We start from the raw sequence: 19,820 nt of genomic DNA, 5'->3' as shown, positions 1-19,820 counted from the left end.
GAGTTGAGTGAAAGGAGCGACAGCAGAGCATGCCGTTACAGAGCGTCCAGGAGATCGTGGACATCGTGATCGAGTTTCTGGCCGAGTACCAGGACAGACCTCTCGAGGAGGTGTACGAGGAACTGGCCGCCCGCGGACAGGACTTACCGGTCGACTCGGTGCTGGTCATGGAGATACTGGCGCGCGTCGAGGAACACTTCGGCATTTCCGTCCCCGCCGACGCCGAGGCCGGGCGCTCTCTGCGTTCGGTGTGGGCGTTCGCTGAGACTGTGTACGACACCATGCAGGCGAAGGAGCACCAACGATGAACGGCAACACACCATCCCACACGGAGGATGCCGACCAGCGGGCCCGGCTGGGCCAGCGGCTGAAGGCCACCCGTGAGTACCTGGGGCTGTCGCAGCAGCAGGTCGCCGAGCGGACCGGCATCGTGCGCTCGGCGGTCAGCGACATCGAGCGCGGAGTGCGCAGGGTGGAGGTGATGGAGCTGCAGAAGCTTGCCCGTCTCTACCGGCTTCCGGCCTCGTACTTCCTGGATGAGGAGGAGTCTGCCGATGCCGGTGAGCACGCGCTGGCCGGACTTCCGCGCACCGCACGGCCGTTGAACGAGGGTGACCGGATCGAGGTGGCGAAGTTCATCGAGTACCTGCAGTCCCGCCGGCAGGCCGAGGAGGAAGGGCCAGGCGTCCCGCAGAGAGCCGGGGAGGGCGGTGCGTGAGCTGGAACAGCGCCCACGGCGTCGCGATGATCGCGGCCGCGCAGGCCCACAAGGAGCTGGGCCCTCCTGCCGACGGGTACGTCGACGTCTTCGGCGCGCTGCGTCAGGCAGGCGTGGAGGTGGTCGGACGGAGGCTGGGCGCACTGCTGGGCCTGTATGTGGACCGCTTTGCCGGGGGGCCGGCGTGCCTGGTGAACACAGGGCTCGAAGAGGTGAGCATGCGGCACACCGCCGCTCACGAACTGGGCCATCACCGCCTGGGTCACGGCACCAGCATCGATCACGAGGAGCAGTCCTCGGGGCGGTGGGGCGAGGGGTGGCCCCAGCACGAGCGGGAGGCCGAGGCCTTTGCCTCCTGGTTTCTGATGCCCCTGTCGGCCGCCCGCGCCGCGCTGTCGCGGTGCGGCCTGAGACGCCCCGGGTCGCCTCTGGACGCCTACCGGATGGCCCGCTGGCTGGGCACGCCGTACGCCACGACGGTGCGCCACCTTGTACGGCTGAAGTTGATCGACCGGTCCACCGAGGCAATGTGGCTCAAACACTCCCCGGCCTCCCTGAAGGCGGACCTGACCGGCGGGCTGCCGCTCGGGACGCAGGCCCACGCCCACGTACTGCTGCCCGCCGCACACGGCGCCACCCTGCGGGTCACTGCCGGTGACTGCGTGCTGCTGGGCATCCCCGCAGCCTTCTACGACAACCTGCCGGCCGGCCTGAGCCGCACCCCGCCCGGCAGCGGCAGCCAGATGTCCTTCCTGGAACTGCCGGACGCTGCGGAAGGGCCCCGCGCCGTGTGGGTGAACGAGGACCTCGAGGGCGACACCACCATGACCGCCACGATCACGGCCCCGGACGCGCCGCTGTTCCGGGTGACGCTGCAGCGCACACCCAGCCGTGACGGCTCCGACGCCTTCTGGCACTGAACGCCCCATCCGCCCACGGCACCCCGCCGACCTGCCGAACCAGGAGCGAGCCGATGCACACGTTCACCGTCGACGCCCCGGACATCTCACGCGCCTGGGTGGAAGCCTGCACCCGCCTGTCCGAGATCCCTGGCAAGAAGGCCTTCCACACCGTGGTCCGCATCACCCGCCCCCTGCAGGAGGACACCCACCTGCGCACCGAACTCGACCGGGTGCGCGCCGCACGCACCAAGCAGCCGCTCTACCCCATCGACACCGTCGTCAACACGCTCTTCCCCGCGCAGCTCGCCGCCACCTGCACCACCCACGACCAACTCGCCGCCCGCTACCGCGCCCTCTACCCCCGGCTGCAAGAGGTCCGGCGCAACGCCCACGGCACCTACTTCGGCCGGCTCGTCGCCTACCCCGGCACCCCAGGAAAACCGGAACCGGTCGACCAGCTCGCCCGCGTCATCCAGCGCCTGGACAAGCTGCGCACCTCAGCGAAATGGAACGCGGTCTACGAAGCCGGAACCGCCCATGTCGAGGCCGACGACACCGCCTGGGAGGACGTACCGGCGCAGCCCACCGACGGGACCGAGGCCGTGGTCAGGGCCGCGGCACTGGACACGCAGCCGCTGGACTTCCCCTGCCTGAGCCACTGCTCGTTCCAGCTCGACAGTGCGAACAACACCGTGCATCTGGCCGCCTACTACCGCAGCCACTACATGTTCGACCGCGCCTACGGCAACTACCTCGCCCTGGGCCGTCTGTGCGCCTGGGTCGCCCGGCACGCCGGACTCACCCCCGGCACGGTGACCGTCATGGCCGGCTGCGCCCGCCTGGACTGCACCAAATCCGAACTCGGCACCCTCCAGGACGCCCTGACCACCCCGCTGTTCGGCCTCGGCAGCTGAACACACCGCCCGGGACGACAGGCCGGCCACCGGTGCGGCGGCGGCACATCTCAGCCGTTCAGGCCCCACTTGGGCGGGAACCACGCCCGCAGCGGCGCACCGTCGAGGCGGTAGGCCTGCTTGATGCGGCTGCGGCCGCTGATGCCGGCGATGTCCGGGTGGGCGACGCGCGCATACTTGTCGACCTCACAGAACAGGTTCTGGCAGTCGATCAGCTGCAGGGGCCTCCCCTTCAGTCCGGCGAAGGTCAGACCCAGGCGGGCGAAGTGCTCGCCCTGGGAGACTGCCATGTAACGGATGACCTCGGCTTCGATGCCGTCGGCCGCCGGACCGAAACACTTGCGGATGCCGTCCCGGGCGCCCGGCCCGGGCACTACGAAGTCCATCTCCGAAAACGGCAGCTGCGGAGCGTAGTTGAGGTCGATGGCGAACTGGTACGCCAGGAACGGACCGAGCGCGGGATAGCCGAGCAGTACCTCGTAGACCTCACGCATCGTCGCAGCGTCCAGAACACGTTCCGGGGCGCCGGACGTCATCATCATCTCCAGCAACCGCAGATGATTGCGGTGCTTGCGCTCCTCCCCCAGCTGCGGCGGCGGCACGATATAGGCAGCCGAGTACAGGCGCTCTTCCCGCGCGAAGGCCTCTGACAGGACGCGGTCGTAGGCCCGGAAGTCGTAGCCTTCCCAACGCACCTCCCCCAGCTCCCGGTTGAGCAGCCGCCAGGTCGACTCCTTGTTGAAGATCTTGAACAGCAGGGTGCGGAAGAACACCTCCTCCCACTGCTGCGGGCCGCAGTAGATCACGTCCGAGACCACAGCCTGACTGACCCGGTCGGCAGCCCGGTAGCAGTTGGTGAACCGGTGCCTGGACAGGATCGGGTCCTCGCTCCACGGCTGGGGCCGCCCCGCCAGGCGCGCCTCGTACACGGCCTGCCTGGCCGACGCGAACCGCCAGTAGGTGTCGAACACCGGCGTCGGCCGCAGCTCCCGGCCCGCCACCCGCACCCTTCCCAGCGCGGCCCCCAGGCCCGCGGACGTCTGACGGTCTTGCAGCAGCGTTACCATGCACGCAATATATATTCGTTATTGGTCTGCTGTCACCGAGGGGGAGCCATGGAGTTGCTGCATCTGCAGCAACAGCGCCGCACGACCTCAGTGCAGTGGCCGGAGGACGTCGACCGTCGGCTGAACGTCCTGGTCCGAGCCGCCACAGCCGCCGGTGAACGCACCTCACGCGCCGAGCTGTTGGCAGCGCTGGTGGCCAGCGTCGATACACAGCCGGAACAGTTGGCCCTGCTGCTGCACCGCTACCGTCTGATGGCACAGGACGCCCTCGCCGGCGATGAGAACCGCGACGACCTTCCGCAGGTGCGCAGTCCCGGCCCGCGGCGGGCCGCCTCCACACAGGAACGAATGCCCTCCTCGGAGGTCACGGGGCAGCATCCACGATCGTGACCAGTGACCGTAGCTCCCACAAACAACAGCCGACGGGCAGAGGCTGCGCACCCCTCTCCCGTACGCCGACGGTCTGGGCGACTTCGTGATCACAACGACAGGAAGCGCAGCCGTGCGTCGCGTACGCGGGCAGGTGCGTGCAGGCCGCAGTGAGGTGCGGTCCAATCTCCGTACGGGTGCCCGCCGAGGGCGGCCGAGTCGATCCCCGGGCGTCGAGGAGCGCGTCCAGCCAGACCGTCAAGGTGACCGCCAGACCCGCCGGGGCGCCGGTCAGATGCCCTCCAGGGAACAGCGCATGATCCCGGGGATGCGGATACGGAGGGGTCCTGCTGACTCAGTGTTGCGCTCGGGTGCTCCACCGTGGTGCTCGGTGTGTGCTTCGGCTTCTTCCCCTCCGAAGCTGGAGCGGTTAAAGCCGTCTCCGTTCGCCAGTCTGCCATCCTTCATTGCGAGCGTTCCCGCAACTGTGAAGCGGCGTTCTGGCCGCGCAGTCGTCACCAACTCTCCATGGCTATCTCTCCACAAGACTCTTTGGCCACGTCATGCGCCTCTATCTTGGGGCAGCCTCAGGGGCGTCGGCGGATTCTTCCATCCACCGGCGCAGCTGGGGCAGTAGGACATCGAGGTCGACGGGCTTGGCCACGCAACTGGAGGCGCCTGCCTCGACAGCCAGCTCCTGACTGCCGAGTGCACCGTCCGGCGCCAGTGCGATGATGGGAATCCCACTGCACTTGGGCGCCCGGCGAATCTTCGCGATTGCGGTGGGGCCGTCCGCCTCCGGCAGCGTGATGTCGATCACGAGCACCTTGATGTCATCGTGCTGCTCCAGAGCGTTGATGGCCTCGTCACTGCTCTCGGCGTAATGCACGTCCAGACCGTGCCGTTCCAAGATGTTGGTGAGCTCGAAGATGCCGCGTACGTCGTCATCGACGATCAATACTTTCTCACCGTCAAAGCGGATGCCTCGTGCTGATTCCCCCAATGCCTGGCGCGGGCCCGAGCGCGCAGACGGCGCCTGGGCGTCAGGCAGGGCGTCCTCCTGCTGAGGCAAGCCCGCTCCGTGACGGCGTCTGAAGAGCGCAGCGAGTTCGTTCTGTGCCATTGCCACTCTCTCGTCGTCCTGCGATGGCTCGCTCGGATGCAGGGGCAAGTACAGCGTGAACGTCGAGCCGTGCCCTGGTTCACTCCGCACATGGATCTCGCCGCCGAGCAGCCGCGCGATTTCTCGCGAAATGCTGAGTCCGAGGCCCGTACCGCCGTACTTGCGGCTGGTGATCCTTTCCACTTGCCGGAACGCCTCGAAGATGACCTCCATCTCACTGGCCGCGATACCGATCCCGGTGTCGGTCACGGCGAATGCGATGAGATCAGCATCTGGGCCCGACAGCGACCCGGCCTCAAGGAGCTGCAGCCGGATGGCGGACGGCATCTCCATGCCGGCCGGGTGAATGGCCAGCTCGACTTCTCCGGAATCGGTGAACTTGATCGCGTTGGACAACAGGTTGCGCAGCACTTGCAGCAGTCGCTGTTCGTCGGTGAGTAGCGTGGGAGGCAGATCTGGGGACACCCGTACGGAGAAGTTGAGGCCCTTTTCCGCTACCAGTGGACTGAAGACGGCCCTCAAATAGTCGGCGAGCTGTACGAGCGTGGCAGGGGTGGCGGAGACGTCCATCTTGCCCGCCTCAACCGTCGACAGGTCGAGGATGTCATTGATCAGCTGGAGCAGGTCGGAGCCGGCGCCGTGGATGGTCTCGGCGAACTCGACCTGCCTCTGCGAGAGGTTCTTTTCATCGTTGTCGGCAAGCAGCTTGGCCAGGATCAGCAGCGAGTTGAGCGGTGTGCGCAGCTCGTGCGACATGTTCGCCAGGAACTCGGTCTTGTAGCGCATGGAGACTGCGAGTTGCTCGGCGCGCTCCTCCAGGACCTGCCGGGCGTCCTCGATCTCGGCGTTCTTGTCTTCGATGTCGCGGTTTCGCTGGGCCAACAGCGAGGCCCTCTGCTCCAGTTGAGCATTGGATGCCTGAAGGGTGCTCTGCCGTTCCTCCAACTCCACGGTCTGATGCCGCAATTGTGCTGCTATCTGCTGAGATTGGCTTAACAGCTGCTGAGTTTGCTGTTGTTCGAGGATTGCTTCGCTGCTGAGCTGGATGAGATTGGCAACTTTTTGAGGGATGTCGGTTCGGCGTTCCCCCAGCCAGCGCTGCGCCTCCGCCACTCGGGTGGCGGAGAGCAGGTCTTCGTCTCGGGCTCGTTCTTCCATGACGGTCAGCCACTGCTGGAAATCGGCGTCCTCTTCGACCCAGGCGGAGAGTCTGTCCCATTCCCGGATCAGGGCCTCGTGTGCGATCTCGGCCGTCTGGGGTCCGTCTGATCCCAGGATGACCAGGCGGCGGTCCGGTTCGGCGAGCAGCTGGGCGATGTACCAGTCACTGCCGAGATGGGCACGGTCGGCGGTGACGCGGACGGCGCTGGCTGCCCCGCCGCGGGCACGGATCATGGAAAGCAGTGCGCGGCGGATGCGTTGCTCATCCAGGCGGAGTTGGTCGTGTAGCCAGTAGTAGGCCTTCTCCGCATGCTGGTTCAGAGCTCCAGCGACGCCTCCCAGGCCGTAATAACTGTCAAAACTGATCTGGCGTTCACGCTGCAGGGGCCACAGTTCGGTCAGGGTGAATTCCAGGAGCGGCAGACTGCCTGCCGCTCTGCTGGCCTCACCCGCGATCTGCTCCGCCAGTCCCGGGCTGAAGGCCACGCCAGCTAGCTGTGCGGGTTCCACGATCACCCGTGTCAGTGCTGCCTCGTCCAGCGGGGATACGTTCAACTGCCGGTCCTGTAGACGGGAACCGATATCGGGTAGTTCCAGCAAGTCGGGAAGAAAGTCGGCGCGCAGTGTGCAGACCAGCCGTACGTTTGCGTCTTGCACCAGGTCTGAGGGCGGCAGCAGATGCTGCAGGAACTCCAGTGCCTTCTCCGTGTCCGGGCTCCCGCTGAGCACCTCCTCGAACTGATCGCCAATGAGGGCCAGCCGTCTGCCGGTCAGCAGCGCAACCCGCGAAGCTACGGGCCAAAATCCGTCCTCGCGCAGCGCCTGCGCTCGATGGTCCAGCTGTTCAAGGGAGTGGCTTGCTCCGGGACGCTCAAGATCAAGCAGGGCCCGAGCGACTGACTCATAGGGGGCTACACCCGGACGGAAGGAAGCCACGGTCCATCCGTCGGCGGCGAGGGCAGGCTGCAGACCAGCCGCAACAAGCGACGACTTGCCGACTCCGGAAGGGCCGGTGACGACAACGAGCGGCTGCGCCCTCACCATCTCCCGGAGCCGTTTGACCTCGCGCTCGCGCCCCACGAACACGCCCGCTTGCGCATCTGCGGCCGTGAACGCCTGCAGCCCTCGGTACGGACAGGGAGGAAGTACCAGCCGGCCCAGGACTTCGGGCCATACGGCCGCTACTTCCGACAGGGGCACCGCATACGCATCTTGCGCCGCGCCTCCTTTGCTGGCGATTGCGAGCATCCCCACCGCCGCATCGCCCCAGCGATCCGTTGCCACAACCGGCGCGCCGCTGTAACCGGGCTGAGCTCGCAAGGCTGCCTCGGCGCGGGCATCGAGCTGGATCAAACCACCACCGACTGCTCCCCGTATGGAGCAACTGGTCCAAGCTCCCTTGTCCTTACGGTCGGGGGCACTTGGATAGCCGAACACCGCCACCTGCGCATCAGGGGTCAGGCCGATACGCGCATCGACCAACCGCGCCGGCCCGGCTCCAACGGGCAGCGTGTCTGCACCTACAACGACCAGGCCGGCCACGTCACGTCCAGCGCCGCCCGGTCCCGCGGGCGGATCCCACGCCGCCACCCGACAGACACGCAGCGGTGCGCCGTCGACGTCGCCGAGCAATACGAACTCCACCTGAATGCGTGCGTCGTCTTGGGGAAGCTCACGGTGGTGCTTGTCGCGCCCGAGCGCCGCATTGACGACATGTGCACAGGTGACGATGTGCCGGTCTCCGACCACGAAGCCAAGGCCGATAGGAACGCCCGAGGCCGCTGACCGGATCTTTACGATGAACCCTTCCCGCCGAGCGTGCATGCGGATCAGGCACGCTTCCAGACCACCCGGACGGCGAAATTCACCTCTGCCGTCCCCTTGGCGATGATCACGCCGCTCTCGCCACCAATCTTCAGCCCGAACTGGATCTCCATCTCATCCGGCTTGAGTTCTCGGACCGTTTCGGAGACCTGCGACAGAGCTGGCCTCACACGGTCCAGGGCTTCACGGAGAGAGGTTTCGGCTCGGGCTACGACGCCATCGCCCGCCGCAAGTTCCAGGTCCGAGCCCGCCAAGGCGCTGTCGACCTCGAAGACGGCAGTGCCTTCGCCATTACCGTCCACCGTCATCATGACGAGCTCCGCCACAGTCCCCCCTTGCGCCTGGCAAGCCCCCAGCCATGGGGCCAGCAACAATGCCCCTCATCCTGTGCCATCTAGTACCGGCATTTCAGGTAAATCCAGGAGAGATCCCGAAGGTATCGAGCCAGTGAGGTCTTTCAGCGCTGCCGCTCGAGGGTGAGGACGGCTGCTGCGATTGACGTCATTCGATTCGGGCTGCACCGCGCTCTGCAGAAGATCCGGGGGGCTTCAGGCGAGCGACTCCGCCTGCGACCGGTGCCCGCGCTCTCGACAGCGCCCGGTCGACGCTCTGTTGGGGGAGCGTCAGTTCGCAGCCCGTGCGCTGGTCGCGGCGGTGACCGCCGGGTGTTTTCGTGCTCCGGCTCGCTCCGACCTGTCCGGGGCCGAACGGCGGTCCGGACGCAAGGAGCAGCATGATGCGCCGCCCCCACTAGCGGTCGAGTTCCTCCGTCGTCTCCGCGGTTCGGATGTGAGGGCCGAGCGGTGGCCGGGCTGGTTCCGCCCATCCAAGCGTGGGCGGCGGGACCAGCCCGGTGGCGAATCGCCGCAACCGGCTGGCTGTCAGCTCTTGAGGAACTCCAGCAGGTCGACGTTGAGCTGGTCCTTGTGGGTGTCGGTGATGCCGTGGGGGGCGCCGGGATAGACCTTGAGCTGGGCGCCAGGGATCAGGGCAGCGGAGGCCTTGCCGCCGACCTCGAAGGGGACTACCTGGTCGTCGTCGCCGTGGATCACCAGGGTGGGCACGTCGAACGTGGCCAGGTCGGAGCGGAAGTCAGTGGCCGAGAATGCGGCGATGCTCTCGTAAGCGTTGCGGTGTCCGGCCTGCATGCCCTGGCGCCAGAAGGCGTCCTGCATGCCCTGGGAGGCTTCCTGCCCGTCGCGGTTGTTGCCGAAGAAGGGTCCTGCGGCCAGGTCCTTGTAGAGCTGGGACCGGTCGGCCAGCGAACCGGCGCGCAGGCCGTCGAAGACCTCGACGTCTACTCCGCCCGGGTTGTCGGGCGTCTTGAGCATGAACGGCGGCACCGAGGAGACCAGCACTGCCTTGGCGACCTTCGCCGTGCCGTGTCGGCCGATGTAGCGGGCCACCTCGCCGCCGCCGGTGGAGAAGCCGACCAGGCTGACGCCGTTCAGGTCCAGGGCGTCGATCAGTGCCGCCAGGTCGTCGGCGTACGTGTCCATCTCGTTGCCGCCCCAGGTCTGGGTGGAGCGGCCGTGTCCCCTGCGGTCGTGGGCGATGACGCGGAATCCGCTCTCGGCCAGGAAGAGCATCTGTGCCTCCCACGAGTCGGAGTTCAGCGGCCATCCGTGGCTCAGGACGACCGGCCGGCCCGTGCCCCAGTCCTTGTAGTAGATCTGAGTGCCGTCAACGCTGGTGATGTAAGGCATTCCGGTTCTCCTGGTGTTCAGAGTTGCTCTGATGGCTGCCAGCGCGTCACATCCGGTTCGACAGAAGATGAACGTGGGAACCGGGCGATCGCACGGTCCTTGCTGGCACTGGCCACTCTTCCAGCAAGGGAACCCTCGGTGCATCCATCGGCAGACGAGTTCTGACGGGTGATCTTCCTACTTCTGTAGAGTGCCAAGATGGTGGCAGACGAGGACGTTCAAGGGATGGTGGACCGGCTGGCGCGTCGGCTGCGCCGTTCCGTCGCGGTCAACGATCCAGCCGTACGGCTGCTGTACTACAGCGCCCACTTCGGCGACGAGGACGCGGTCCGGGTGACCGCCGTACTACGACGGCAGGCCGACAGCAGGGCGGTCGGCTACATGCTCGCCAGCGGCACCGCCACCTGGACCACAGCCGGCGTAGTGCCCGCCAACCCGGAACTGGGCATGCGCGCCAGATACTGCCAACCGGTGTGCTGGCGCGGCGAGCCGGTGGGGCTGCTCGTCGTCATCGACGCCGACGGCTCACTGAACGCCGGTGAAAAGGCTGAGATCAAGGAAGTCGCCGACACCGTCGCGGTCCTCCTGGTGGCCCGGCGCGACCGGCAGACCACTGATCCCGCTGTCCAGGAACTCACCGTTCTGGACCTGATCAGCTCCGACCCCGTGGCACGACGCCGGGCGACCGCCGAGCTCAGCGCCGGGGACCGCGCCCAACGCTTCACCTACGTCACCGCCATCGAACTCACCTGCACCAAGGCCACCGACAACGCCGGCGCCAAGCACGTCGAAGTCGCCCTGCGCAACGCCGTCGCCACCGAACCCCGGCTGCGCCGTGCCGCCGTCCTCAGCGCCGTCTGCGGCGACATGGGACTCCTGCTCCTCGGTTCCCAGAGCATCCCGGACATTCCCACCCTCAAGGACCACGCAGCGTCGATGCTCCAACGCAGCGCCGACCTGGCAGCAGGACGTTTCAGCTGTGTCGCCGGCATCGGCTCCACCGTGCCGGGACTGATCCATGCAGCCGATAGCGCCGCCCAGGCCCGGCTGGCCTGCCGAGCCCAAGCCGTCGCGCCCGGCCCGGTTGCTGCCTGGAGCGACCTAGGCGCGCTCGGCCCGCTTCTCATGATTCCCGCCGATCAACTCGTGCCCGCCCTCCTGCCCCAGGAGCTGCAACTGCTGCGTGCCGCCGACCCGGACGGGACTCTCCTACAGACCGTCACTTCCTACCTCGCGCATGCGGGTTCGGGTCCTGCCGCAGCCGATGACCTGCACATCCACCGGACAACGCTCTACTACCGACTGAGTAAGATCATCGAGTTGACCGGTCTCGACCTGAGCGACGGTTCTACCCGCCTGGCACTGCACCTCGGGATCACGATGATGACGCTCATGGACGAACCGCACCGCCAAAAGGAACTCATTCGCGTCCGCAGCACGAAAGGACATGTAGATGGACACTGACACGGCAACCGTCAGCACACGGGACGGATGCACACTGACCTACCGGGACACCGGCGGCGAAGGCATACCTTTAGTGCTGCTGCACGGATGGTCGCAGTCCCAGGCCATGTACGACCGGTTGCTGCCGCTGCTGCCCGTCCACCAGCGCGTCATCACCTACGACATGCGCAACCACGGCACTTCCGGCCGCACCGACAACGGCGCCCGCGTTGCTACGCTCGCCGCTGACCTCCACCAGCTCCTGGCCCACCTCGACGTCGACCGGGCCCATCTCCTGGGTCACTCCATGGGCGCGTCCGTGCTCTGGTCCTATTTCGAGCTCTTCGGCAGCGAGCAGATCCGCTCCCTGGTGATCGTCGACCAGCCCACCGCCTGCACCATCCTGCCGTGGCTGGAAGCCTCCGAGGCGGCACGGTTCGGCGCCATCCTCGACTACAACGGCGCCGCCGCCTTCGCCCGGGCGATGCTGTCGCAGGACTCCGAGGCAACTCGGCTGGACTTCCTGACCTCCATGCTTACCAAGGACATCCCCCCGCAGGACTTGGACTGGCTCTACCAAGAGAACCTCCTCCTCCCCATGCCCTGGGGAGCACGCCTGCTCCTGGACCACATCATGCAAGACTGGCGTGACGTACTTCCCCGGATCGCCGTGCCGACCCTGGTCATCGGCGGGGAGGCCAGCCACGTCGCGCCCGCCTCGCAGGCCTGGACCGCCGCGCACATCCCGAACGCCGAACTGCGCGTCCTGACCCGGGGCGAGGGCGGCGCCCACTTCGCCTTCTTCGAGTCCCCCCAGGACTTCGCCAACGTCCTCGAAGACTTCCTCAAGCGCCTCTGAACCGATACATCGGCGGGTACACCTCAGCACTCACGCCGTGTGGTACGAAGTGGATGGCCGAGGCTGGCGTCTGCATCTGCATTCATGGGTGGGTGCGGGGAGCCGGGGACGCTTCGCCGCCCGAACCCGCCCGGCGGTGCACGATGACCGTCTCCTACAGCAGCCTCCTCGAATCCGCTCACCGTGGCGGCCGTGACCAGGCCTAGACGCGCCGCATCCAGCGGTACCGGCTACCGGAACTGGTCGAGCTGTCGTGGCATCCATCACCAGCGGGATGTGGCACAGGTACTACAGCCCGACCGTCAAACCCGCCGCATCCCGGTGAGCCCCAGAGCCACTCCGCCCGTGGCGCACGCTCACCAAGGGCTCAACGGGTTCAACGGGTTCAACGCCACGGTCTCCTCTTCCCGCCCCTCCCATCGGGCCAGGAGACAGGTCTTCCTCTACGTGCTGACGCAGGGAGCAGACAGCGGCGGCCCCCGCAGCAGGACATCGGCACACCGCGCTGAGCGTCTGCCTGACCGCTTCCCGCCAGCCGTTTCGGGGCGAGCGGCCGGGGCTGCTGTCCAGCCCCGCACTCCTCAAGGACACTGCCGTTTCGTCTGCCGCCGTCCCTCTGCGGTCATGCCGAAGCTGGTCCTCAAGGAGCGGCCGTTCGCGGGCTGTCGGCCGTGACGCCGAGGTAGTGAACGTACTGCTCCTCGGTCAGGCGCTGTCCCGACCAGCCGATGCAGAACGAGCACATGGGGCCGTTCCATTGCCAGAAGTCTTCCAGAGTCAGCAACTGCGCGAGGGAGATCCGCTCCAGGCGCGGGCTCAGCGACCGTGCGTGCTGGCAGGCGTCACCGACCCCGTGGGAGCGGCCGGTGTGCTTGCCGTGCAGGTTCGATCCGTAGACCCACACCGTCGCCAACGGCCCGAGCAGGCTGGGGTCCTCGCGGAAAGGGCCGACACCGAAGGACTCTGCCGAGAAGGCGACCGCGTCGGCAAAGGCCTTCTGCAGTCCGTGGTGGACGTCGGGGATCTGTGCGCCCAGCTCACGCAGATCTGTCTGGCTGGTCACGTTGGCCGCGAGAGCGAGCGCTGTTGCCTTGTCACGGCTGTCCCACCCGGCCCGTGCACAGCGGCCCCGCAGGTACGGCAGCGTGTCATCGGCCCGCAGGCTCCCGATGGTCTCCAACCATCCCTCCGTGGAGCCCCGTTGCTGCTCCGTCGCGGGCGCTTTCCGCGGTGGAGCAGCCTCCGGCTGCGAAACGGCCGAGGGTGAGGCGGCTGCCGGACGGTAGGCCTGCGAGAGCTGATGCAGTTCCTGCCGCCGCTGGGCCAGCCGGTCTGCGGGTTCCCGCAAAGCAGTGTCCAGCAGGTGCACCCCACGCTGGAAGGGTGTGAACCCAATACTCTCCCACAGGGCACCGATCTTGCGGCGGGCTTGTTGCCGGTAGGACTCGGACACGTCCTCCCGGTCGCCGGGCCACTCGGCCATGTTGGGTTCGGCGGCCACCGCGCAGCAGCCGCCGGACAGACGGCGGATCGCCTCGGCCGCGAAGACGGGTCCGAGCCCGAAACCGCGCCATGGCTTGTCCAGGAAGACCCGGTCGAGGATCAGCAGGTCGCCGACCGGGCATTCGATGGCCTCATCGAAGGCGTCCGTGTACTGCCCCGTCCGGGGATCGAGAACAGTGGAGGCAATGGACTCCAGATCAGCCGATTCTGCGTCGGCGGCGACCCACCGGTTGTCCCCGGTGTAGTCACGCAGCCGGCACAGGCTCAAATAACCGATCTGCGTGCCCCCCTCGCATGCCGCGCTGCACCCCTGGGGGCACTCCTGGCCCTCCTCGTGCAAGGCACGTACCGAGACGTGCCACCACTCCAGGGTGTCCTCAAGGTCATAGAGCTCGGCGGACTGGTCATGGGTGTAGACCAGGCGCAACCGGGCCGGGTCAGCAGGCAGTTCGCTCGCCGGACGGCGGGATGCAGTCATATCTGAGGACAGTAGCGTCAAGGTCTGACACAGCGCAGAGAGTGCCCCCAGGATGACAGACACGTCCCCGGCCAAGCCCAGGCCTGTCCATTCTGACGGGCGGGGCGAAGGCGCCTTGTGCGCGCTGTTGCACCCACGGTGCGCAGATCATGCTTTCGTGTGACGTTTCCCCGAGCACCGTGCATGATGATGTCCTGTTCGTGGGGGCGCCCGATCGAGGATCGGGCCGGTTGCAGGGGGTTGGATTTGAGGCATGCACCGCAGGGCACGGTCGCTTTGCCCCGCAGGATGGCGCATCTGGCGGTCGACCGCCGCGGCTACCCGGTGATCGCGACGGTGGAACGCAGCCCCGAGGAAGTGAACTTCGGTTCCATCAACGAGCGGCGGAAGCTGGCACTGGCCGCGTTCGACTGGTGTGCCGTGTGCGGTCTGCCCTTCGCCGACGAGCTGCGCTGGCAGACGGTGTTCCAGGAAGGGCCGTTGCCGAACGGCGTCATCAGCGGGGAGGCTCCGGTCCACGAAGTGTGCGCGCTGTACGCGGCGCAGGTGTGCCCGTACCTGTTCTCCCCCAACTCGCGCCTGGGGGACGAGGCCCGCAAGGGAACGGTGCGATACCCCGTGGTGCGGTTCGTGGGCTTCGAATCCACCAGCGCGGTGACCGCCCACGAGTCAGGACTGCAGCCCGGCACCTACACGCTGCACTTCGAACACTGCAGCCAGGCGGACGAGTTCTCCTACCGCACGCCTGACGAGATCCGGGAACGATACGCCGACGTCCTGGCGCGCGAGAAGGACCTGCCCGTCAGCGACGCGGAAGGCGTTCTCGTCCGGCTCTTCAACCGGCTTGATGACGAAGACGAGGGGGACGTGGTCACCGGCGCGGCGCTGGCCGCGGGCGCCGCCTTCGCCAAGGACATCTTCAAGGTGCAGGGCCTCGGTGCTTTTGAGGGCAAGCAATACCCGGCAGTCGCCGGGCTGCTGCTGAAGGGCACCGAACAAGAGATCCGTGAGTTCTCCGCGGGCTCGCGGGACGAGGCGTACAGCGTCATCGGCCCCTGGGTGCTCGAGCGCGCCGGCAGCTTTCCCGTGCCTCTGCAGCGCTGGCGCACCCGCGGAGAGAGCATGGTCCGCCGTCCTACGCCGCGCCCGCCGGAGGGGCCCGGCCGCAACGTCGCCAAGAACGCGTCCTGCCCCTGTGGTTCCGGCCGCAAGGCGCGCCGCTGCCATCCCTCCGGAATCCCCGCCAACTGACAGCCCCGGGCAGAGCGGGGTCGCGTGATTCACGCCGCGCGGCCTTCGCCCTCGCTGTGCCCGCAACACCGTGCTCTGCCCGGCCACGCGACGATGGCACAGCGCCCTTGCCGAGTGGCGAACCGACCACGCGAGAAAATGGTGACCAAAGGCACCTGAGTGCGCGCACTCTGGCGATCCACGGCGCTCGGTGCCGGACCGGTCCGCCCGTCTTCGCGCGACAGCCGTCCCCGTTCCGGCGCTGTGCCTGGCTGCGGGTTACGGCTGCGGGTGCTCCTTGATCCACTGCGGGGCTACCTCGCTGATCAGCGCTGCCAGCGGGCTGTGCGGCCGTGTGTACACGTACTGGCGGGCCGCCTTGATCTGGAGAACATTCATCCGGTCCACCAGGGCTGCGGGGATGCGGCCGTACGCATCGGTGGCGGCCAGGGCAATCATGTGCCGGGGGCCGATGGGGAGCACCGCGCTGTGGGCATCTCCCAGCGCCATGCTGTAGCGAAGCTGATTGCCCTCGTAGCGCACGGTCAGCGCCGGATTGTCCCCGATCAGGAACTCGCTCTCCTGCGCCTCGAGGATCTCCAGGCCCATCCGTGCAACGAACTGCCGAGTCTTGGCGAAGGAATCCTCGATCCGCACACGCAGCAGCGCCCCGTTCCGGTACGCCCCGACGGTAAGGCCGAGCACTTCGTCGGCCCGCAGCTGCAGCCCCTGAGGGCCCGCGGTGTGCAGTCCCGTGCGCTCCACAGAGGCCCTCTCCAGCAGCGGCCGGCCTTCCGTCAGCAGCCAACTGAGCTGTTCCTGGTAGGTCTCGGCGAAGACACGGTGGAACACTTCACGGTAGTGCTGGGAGCGCACATAGTGCAGTGCGATCAGGTCCTGCAGCACCCTGCGCGGGTGCGGGTCCTCCAGTGCCTCGCCTCGTTTGGCTGCCGTGAAGACGTCCGGGAGGTCCTGTTCGACCTCACCCCACAGTGCTTCCAGCGAAGCCGAGGCGTAGGACACGAAGTTCTCAATGCGGCCCACGCCGCGGGGTGTCCGGGTCTTCAGTCGGCGCTCGGGGTGGTTCAGGTCGTACGGCTGAACGTGCCAGCCGCAGCCCCGGTTGGCGGGAGCAGCGAATTCGCGCAGCAGCGCCCGCGAGACGGTGTGCTGCTTGACTACTTGGTCATCGGCCTGCGCCGCCAACTCGGCGATCTTCTCCAGATCACCGCGTCCGGGGGCAGTGTTCCTGACGTTCACGCAGTCCATGCTCCCCGTCAAGCCACCGTGATGCACAGGCTTTTCGGGGACCCCGACACCGCCGTGCAACAGGGGAAGTCGGTCTGGTCTTACCGCTGCGCCGGGCTCTTGCCCCCTCCTGTAATCGAGTTCGGCGCGGATACGCCGCAGTCTGTCCGGTGCATGAGCCCAAGAGGCGGTGGTGGCAAGCCGGGAGCAGGGGGATTGTTGCGCTTGTCTGTGCGGTCGCGTCCCTGCGCCCAGGCCGGGTGGCAATGCAATGGGCGGAACAGGCTTCGTGGCGCTCTGCCCCGCCCATCGATTGCGCCATGGTCTTCTGCCGGCTGCAGCCTCCCCCAACGGAACAGGGGATTGCTTCCTCAAGGAGGGTGGGCTTCGGGGGCGGAGGCCTGCCGAGGCTGGGATACCGGGGGCAGTGGAAATCGCGCACTGAAGCCGTCAGCGACTCGTCAAGGTCAAGCTGCTGCTTTGGGCTAGAAGATGACCAGCTTCTGCGGGGATGCGTCCGGTGTTTCCTGGACAGCGATGGAACCGCCCTGCTGGAGCACCTGCTCGATGTAGGCGTACACGGTCAAAGCTCGATTGATGCTGTCGGTCTTGCTGTCTCCGGTAAGCCCCACCGTGGTCTCAAGCGCCCTGGAGGCCCTGGCCGTCAGGTTGACGGTGACCCGCTCCAGAGGGCTGGCCCCTCGTCCCGAAGTAGCTGGACGCCCTCCGCCAATCGTGGTGCCAGCAGTTCTGGACATGGTCGCTTCCTTCCCTCAGTACTTCTTCCCCAGGATCCGCATCACCATGCCACTCTGATGCAGACTTTGTACATACAGAGTGTGCTTTTCAGGCGGCTAAGTCAAGCCGGATGCCTCTCTTTTTGAAGTATGCAGCCGAGAGTAGCTGCAGTCGGCCACCACAGCAAGCGCCACACAGTGATCACCACAAGTGATCATTGCAAGCGATCACCACAAGGGTCCGGAAGAGTGCAGCCCCAGGGAGGATTGAGCGGCTCTCGCGACCGCCTCTCAGTACACCCACCGATCCGGCAAGCATGTCAGGTTCATGGCATAAAGCCCCTTTCAGCATGATTGCACGAGCACATATGGGAACCTTTCGACTGACTAACAATCACTTTCGGTACATCACTCACGCTGATATCGCGCGCACGACTGATAGCATCGCGTTGGGATATCGGATCGCCTCCGCGCACGCGGGGCGGTGGAAATCAACCGAAAGGGCCGCCGATGGCACGCCGCAAGCACACTGACCTCTCGAACGAGGAGCCCGGCCTGCGCGCCGAGCCGATCCTGGACATGGAGAAGATGGACCTCACGGTGAGCCGGAAGGGCCTTCGGCTCCTGACGGCGATGCACCGCGACTCGCACCTCGGCGCCGGAGCGGTTTCGCTGCTCGTCCTGACGGCGATGCTGGTATGCGCTGCCGGCATAGGTGCCCTGGCCTTCTGGGTGGGGCTGGGCCCGACGGGCTGCATGATCTCCGCCGGGGTGGCCGCGGGTGTGGCCTTCGTCGTGATCGTCTTCCTCTTCGCGGTCAAGGAGACCGGCCACCGGGCGAACGCCGATAACGCTCCGGCGACGAGGCCTCCGGTGAATCGGCCGGGGAAGAAGCCCAAGCGCCCGAAGAAGGGCAAGGGCCGCCGGTAGCCGTACCCGGAAAGGCCGGAGGGGCGGGGACAGCATTCGCTGTCCCCGCCCCTCCGGCCTTTCCGGGTACGGGGGTTCTTCGTTTGGATCACGCCCTGCCGCGGACCGGGTACGTGGCACCGGCGGGGGTTCCTACGGACCGAGCCGGGGGGTGCCGGGCTGGCCGTCTGGAGTGGCCGCCATGAGCGACCGTCCCGGACCTCAGACCGTGTCGCCGGTGCTGCTCGGCGCAGATGGAGCCGACGGCGACTGGCTGCCCGTCACCGCCGGAGAGTCGAGAGCTGCCGTCTTTTGCACTATGGACGTCGCCCGGTACGTCAAGTGCGTACGCGGCCAGCCTGAAGGCCGAGCGCGACCGGGTCGCGTGGCTGGGCGACCAGGGCATAGCGGGACCCCGGGTCCTCGACTGGCACTCCGGTGACGCGGGTGCCTGCCTGGTGGCCAGTGCCGTCTCCGGCGTACCCGCTGACCAGGTGTCCGCCGCGGACCTGCGAGTCTTCTGGGAACGCATCGCGGACGCGGGCCGCCGGCTGCACGACGTACCCGTGTGGCAGTGCCCGTTCCGCCGAGACTGGACGCGATGGTCGCCGTGGCGCGCGACGTCGTGACCCGCGAGGCGGTGACCCCGGAGGTCCTTCCCCCCTTGAGCAGCAGCACACGCGACCTGCGGAGCTGCTGGCCCGCCTCGCCCCGCAGGTCGCGCGGCGAGGGGACCAGGAGACCGCCGACACCGTCGTCTGCCGCGGGTGCCTTTGCCTGCCCAACATCGTCCTCGACCCGCAGACCTTGAAGGTGTCGGGGTTCATCGACCTGGGCCACCTCGGGCTGGCCGACCGCTACACCGACCTGGCCGCTGCTGCTCGCCAACGCGCGGGAGACATGGACGAACGAGGAGCGGGCGCGGGCCGCGGACGGGGCGTTCGCCGAGATGTACGGCATCGCCCTCGACACGACCGCCTGCGCTTCTACCTCCATCTCGACCCACTCGCCTGTGGCTAGTCGGTTCCGTTGGATTACCGGGCGGGCCGGGGAAGGTTCCGCGATGTGTAGTCCGACCCGCCCGGCGCATGGCGAAGGCGCCCCGGCGCCGGCCCCCGTCCGACACCAAGCGGTCCTGTCTGCTCGGGGCCCCACGCCCGGGCGGGGCGGGCGCGGGCTCGTCGCCCTCCGGTGGTTTCGCCATGCGACCGCTCCCCGGTCTGCGCACGTATCGAAAGGCGGCCCGCCACGTGCCCTCAGTCCGGGCTCCGTTCGAGCCGCCGGGCCTTCCCCCTCGGCTGCTTCCAGCATCAGGGCGCCGTCAGCACCCCGAGGCGCCGCATTGTTCAGATCGGCCAGGGCGCGCCGGGCGCCGAAGCCGTTCGGCTCGGACGTGAGAGGGGCACCCTCTGCATGAACCGTGTGTGCGCCAACAGGAAGCGCTTGCCCCACACTCCAGCATCAGTCCGGTTCACGACCGCGGTCAGCGCCTACATATTCGCGTCGGCAAAGAGAGCACGATGAGGTGGCCTGGATACTGGCGGCATGTGACCTTGTCCCGGTTCCGGAGGGCGGGGCCCAGAGCGACTCTCGGCACGGTTGGCGCGGTTGTCTGCGGTCTCCGGGCTC

General features: G+C 67.3%; 15 protein-coding genes and 4 pseudogenes. 10 read left to right on the top strand and 9 right to left on the bottom strand.

Features of this window, described 5'->3' with window-relative positions; translation table 11 throughout:
* The first annotated feature begins 29 nt into the window (after positions 1–29).
* Genes OG718_RS52900 through OG718_RS52885 form a run of 4 tightly spaced genes read left to right on the top strand, consistent with a single transcriptional unit; the run spans position 30 to position 2,534 of the window.
* The gene (locus OG718_RS52900; protein WP_328842854.1) at positions 30–308 is read left to right on the top strand and encodes an acyl carrier protein; all 279 of its coding nucleotides are present in this window, start codon (positions 30–32) and stop codon (positions 306–308) included.
* The gene (locus tag OG718_RS52895; RefSeq protein ID WP_328842855.1) at positions 305–718 is read left to right on the top strand and encodes a helix-turn-helix domain-containing protein; all 414 of its coding nucleotides are present in this window, start codon (positions 305–307) and stop codon (positions 716–718) included. Before OG718_RS52900 ends, OG718_RS52895 begins: the two co-directional genes overlap by 4 nt.
* A complete protein-coding gene (locus OG718_RS52890; protein WP_328842856.1) occupies positions 715–1,638 on the top strand; it encodes an ImmA/IrrE family metallo-endopeptidase in 924 nt (307 codons plus the stop codon). The genes OG718_RS52895 and OG718_RS52890 overlap by 4 nt, the downstream gene beginning before the upstream one ends.
* 53 nt (positions 1,639–1,691) lie before the next feature.
* The gene (locus OG718_RS52885) at positions 1,692–2,534 is read left to right on the top strand and encodes a hypothetical protein (protein WP_328842857.1); all 843 of its coding nucleotides are present in this window, start codon (positions 1,692–1,694) and stop codon (positions 2,532–2,534) included.
* 50 nt (positions 2,535–2,584) lie between these two features.
* Here the strand turns inward: OG718_RS52885 and OG718_RS52880 are convergent, their stop codons facing one another.
* Positions 2,585–3,601 (bottom strand): nucleotide kinase domain-containing protein, encoded by a 1,017-nt coding sequence (locus OG718_RS52880; RefSeq protein ID WP_328842858.1) that lies wholly within the window; start codon positions 3,599–3,601, stop codon positions 2,585–2,587.
* A 48-nt stretch (positions 3,602–3,649) separates the two neighbouring features.
* Between OG718_RS52880 and OG718_RS52875 the strand changes: the two genes are divergently transcribed.
* Positions 3,650–3,991 carry a hypothetical protein gene (locus tag OG718_RS52875; protein WP_328842859.1) on the top strand — a complete coding sequence of 114 codons (342 nt, stop codon included), beginning with the start codon at positions 3,650–3,652 and terminating at the stop codon, positions 3,989–3,991.
* Positions 3,992–4,541: 550 nt separating this feature from the next.
* Here the strand turns inward: OG718_RS52875 and OG718_RS52870 are convergent.
* The 5 genes and pseudogenes from OG718_RS52870 to OG718_RS52850 all read right to left on the bottom strand — a co-directional run.
* A pseudogene (locus OG718_RS52870) lies at positions 4,542–6,167 on the bottom strand (ATP-binding response regulator); the annotation flags it as partial.
* Positions 6,168–6,293: 126 nt separating this feature from the next.
* A pseudogene (locus OG718_RS52865) lies at positions 6,294–8,078 on the bottom strand (serine protease); the annotation flags it as partial.
* A gap of 5 nt (positions 8,079–8,083) precedes the next feature.
* Positions 8,084–8,404 (bottom strand): CU044_2847 family protein, encoded by a 321-nt coding sequence (locus OG718_RS52860; protein ID WP_328842860.1) that lies wholly within the window; start codon positions 8,402–8,404, stop codon positions 8,084–8,086.
* 131 nt (positions 8,405–8,535) lie between these two features.
* A pseudogene (locus OG718_RS52855) lies at positions 8,536–8,675 on the bottom strand (IS5/IS1182 family transposase); the annotation flags it as partial.
* A gap of 284 nt (positions 8,676–8,959) precedes the next feature.
* On the bottom strand, positions 8,960–9,784 hold the full coding sequence (locus OG718_RS52850) for an alpha/beta fold hydrolase (protein WP_328842861.1): 825 nt from the start codon (positions 9,782–9,784) through the stop codon (positions 8,960–8,962).
* Positions 9,785–9,982: 198 nt separating this feature from the next.
* Here OG718_RS52850 and OG718_RS52845 point away from each other — a divergent pair, with 198 nt between their 5' ends.
* Positions 9,983–11,248 carry a PucR family transcriptional regulator gene (locus tag OG718_RS52845; RefSeq protein ID WP_328842862.1) on the top strand — a complete coding sequence of 422 codons (1,266 nt, stop codon included), beginning with the start codon at positions 9,983–9,985 and terminating at the stop codon, positions 11,246–11,248.
* The gene (locus tag OG718_RS52840) at positions 11,238–12,086 is read left to right on the top strand and encodes an alpha/beta fold hydrolase (protein WP_328842863.1); all 849 of its coding nucleotides are present in this window, start codon (positions 11,238–11,240) and stop codon (positions 12,084–12,086) included. Before OG718_RS52845 ends, OG718_RS52840 begins: the two co-directional genes overlap by 11 nt.
* A 640-nt stretch (positions 12,087–12,726) precedes the next feature.
* Here the strand turns inward: OG718_RS52840 and OG718_RS52835 are convergent.
* Complete coding sequence (locus OG718_RS52835) at positions 12,727–14,067, bottom strand: hypothetical protein (protein ID WP_328842864.1); 1,341 nt, start codon at positions 14,065–14,067, stop codon at positions 12,727–12,729.
* 288 nt (positions 14,068–14,355) lie between these two features.
* On the opposite strand from OG718_RS52835, the gene OG718_RS52830 reads away from it, so the two are divergent.
* Positions 14,356–15,318 carry an SEC-C metal-binding domain-containing protein gene (locus OG718_RS52830; protein WP_328842865.1) on the top strand — a complete coding sequence of 321 codons (963 nt, stop codon included), beginning with the start codon at positions 14,356–14,358 and terminating at the stop codon, positions 15,316–15,318.
* Between the two features lie 258 nt (positions 15,319–15,576).
* Here OG718_RS52830 and OG718_RS52825 read toward each other — a convergent pair whose 3' ends face one another.
* Both OG718_RS52825 and OG718_RS52820 read right to left on the bottom strand, forming a co-directional pair.
* The gene (locus tag OG718_RS52825; protein ID WP_328842866.1) at positions 15,577–16,557 is read right to left on the bottom strand and encodes a DUF4238 domain-containing protein; all 981 of its coding nucleotides are present in this window, start codon (positions 16,555–16,557) and stop codon (positions 15,577–15,579) included.
* A 473-nt stretch (positions 16,558–17,030) separates the two neighbouring features.
* Complete coding sequence (locus OG718_RS52820; RefSeq protein WP_328842867.1) at positions 17,031–17,303, bottom strand: hypothetical protein; 273 nt, start codon at positions 17,301–17,303, stop codon at positions 17,031–17,033.
* 489 nt (positions 17,304–17,792) lie between these two features.
* Between OG718_RS52820 and OG718_RS52815 the strand changes: the two genes are divergently transcribed.
* Together OG718_RS52815 and OG718_RS52810 are read left to right on the top strand one after the other, a co-directional pair.
* A complete protein-coding gene (locus OG718_RS52815) occupies positions 17,793–18,212 on the top strand; it encodes a hypothetical protein (protein ID WP_328842868.1) in 420 nt (139 codons plus the stop codon).
* Positions 18,213–18,393: 181 nt separating this feature from the next.
* A pseudogene (locus tag OG718_RS52810) lies at positions 18,394–19,211 on the top strand (APH(3'') family aminoglycoside O-phosphotransferase).
* Positions 19,212–19,820 lie beyond the last annotated feature (609 nt).

The sequence above is a fragment of the Streptomyces sp. NBC_00258 genome (genome assembly GCF_036182465.1).
In the GTDB taxonomy this organism is placed as follows: domain Bacteria; phylum Actinomycetota; class Actinomycetes; order Streptomycetales; family Streptomycetaceae; genus Streptomyces.
Note: the sequence above shows the minus strand (reverse complement) of the source record. Positions and strands in the feature narration are given on the sequence as shown.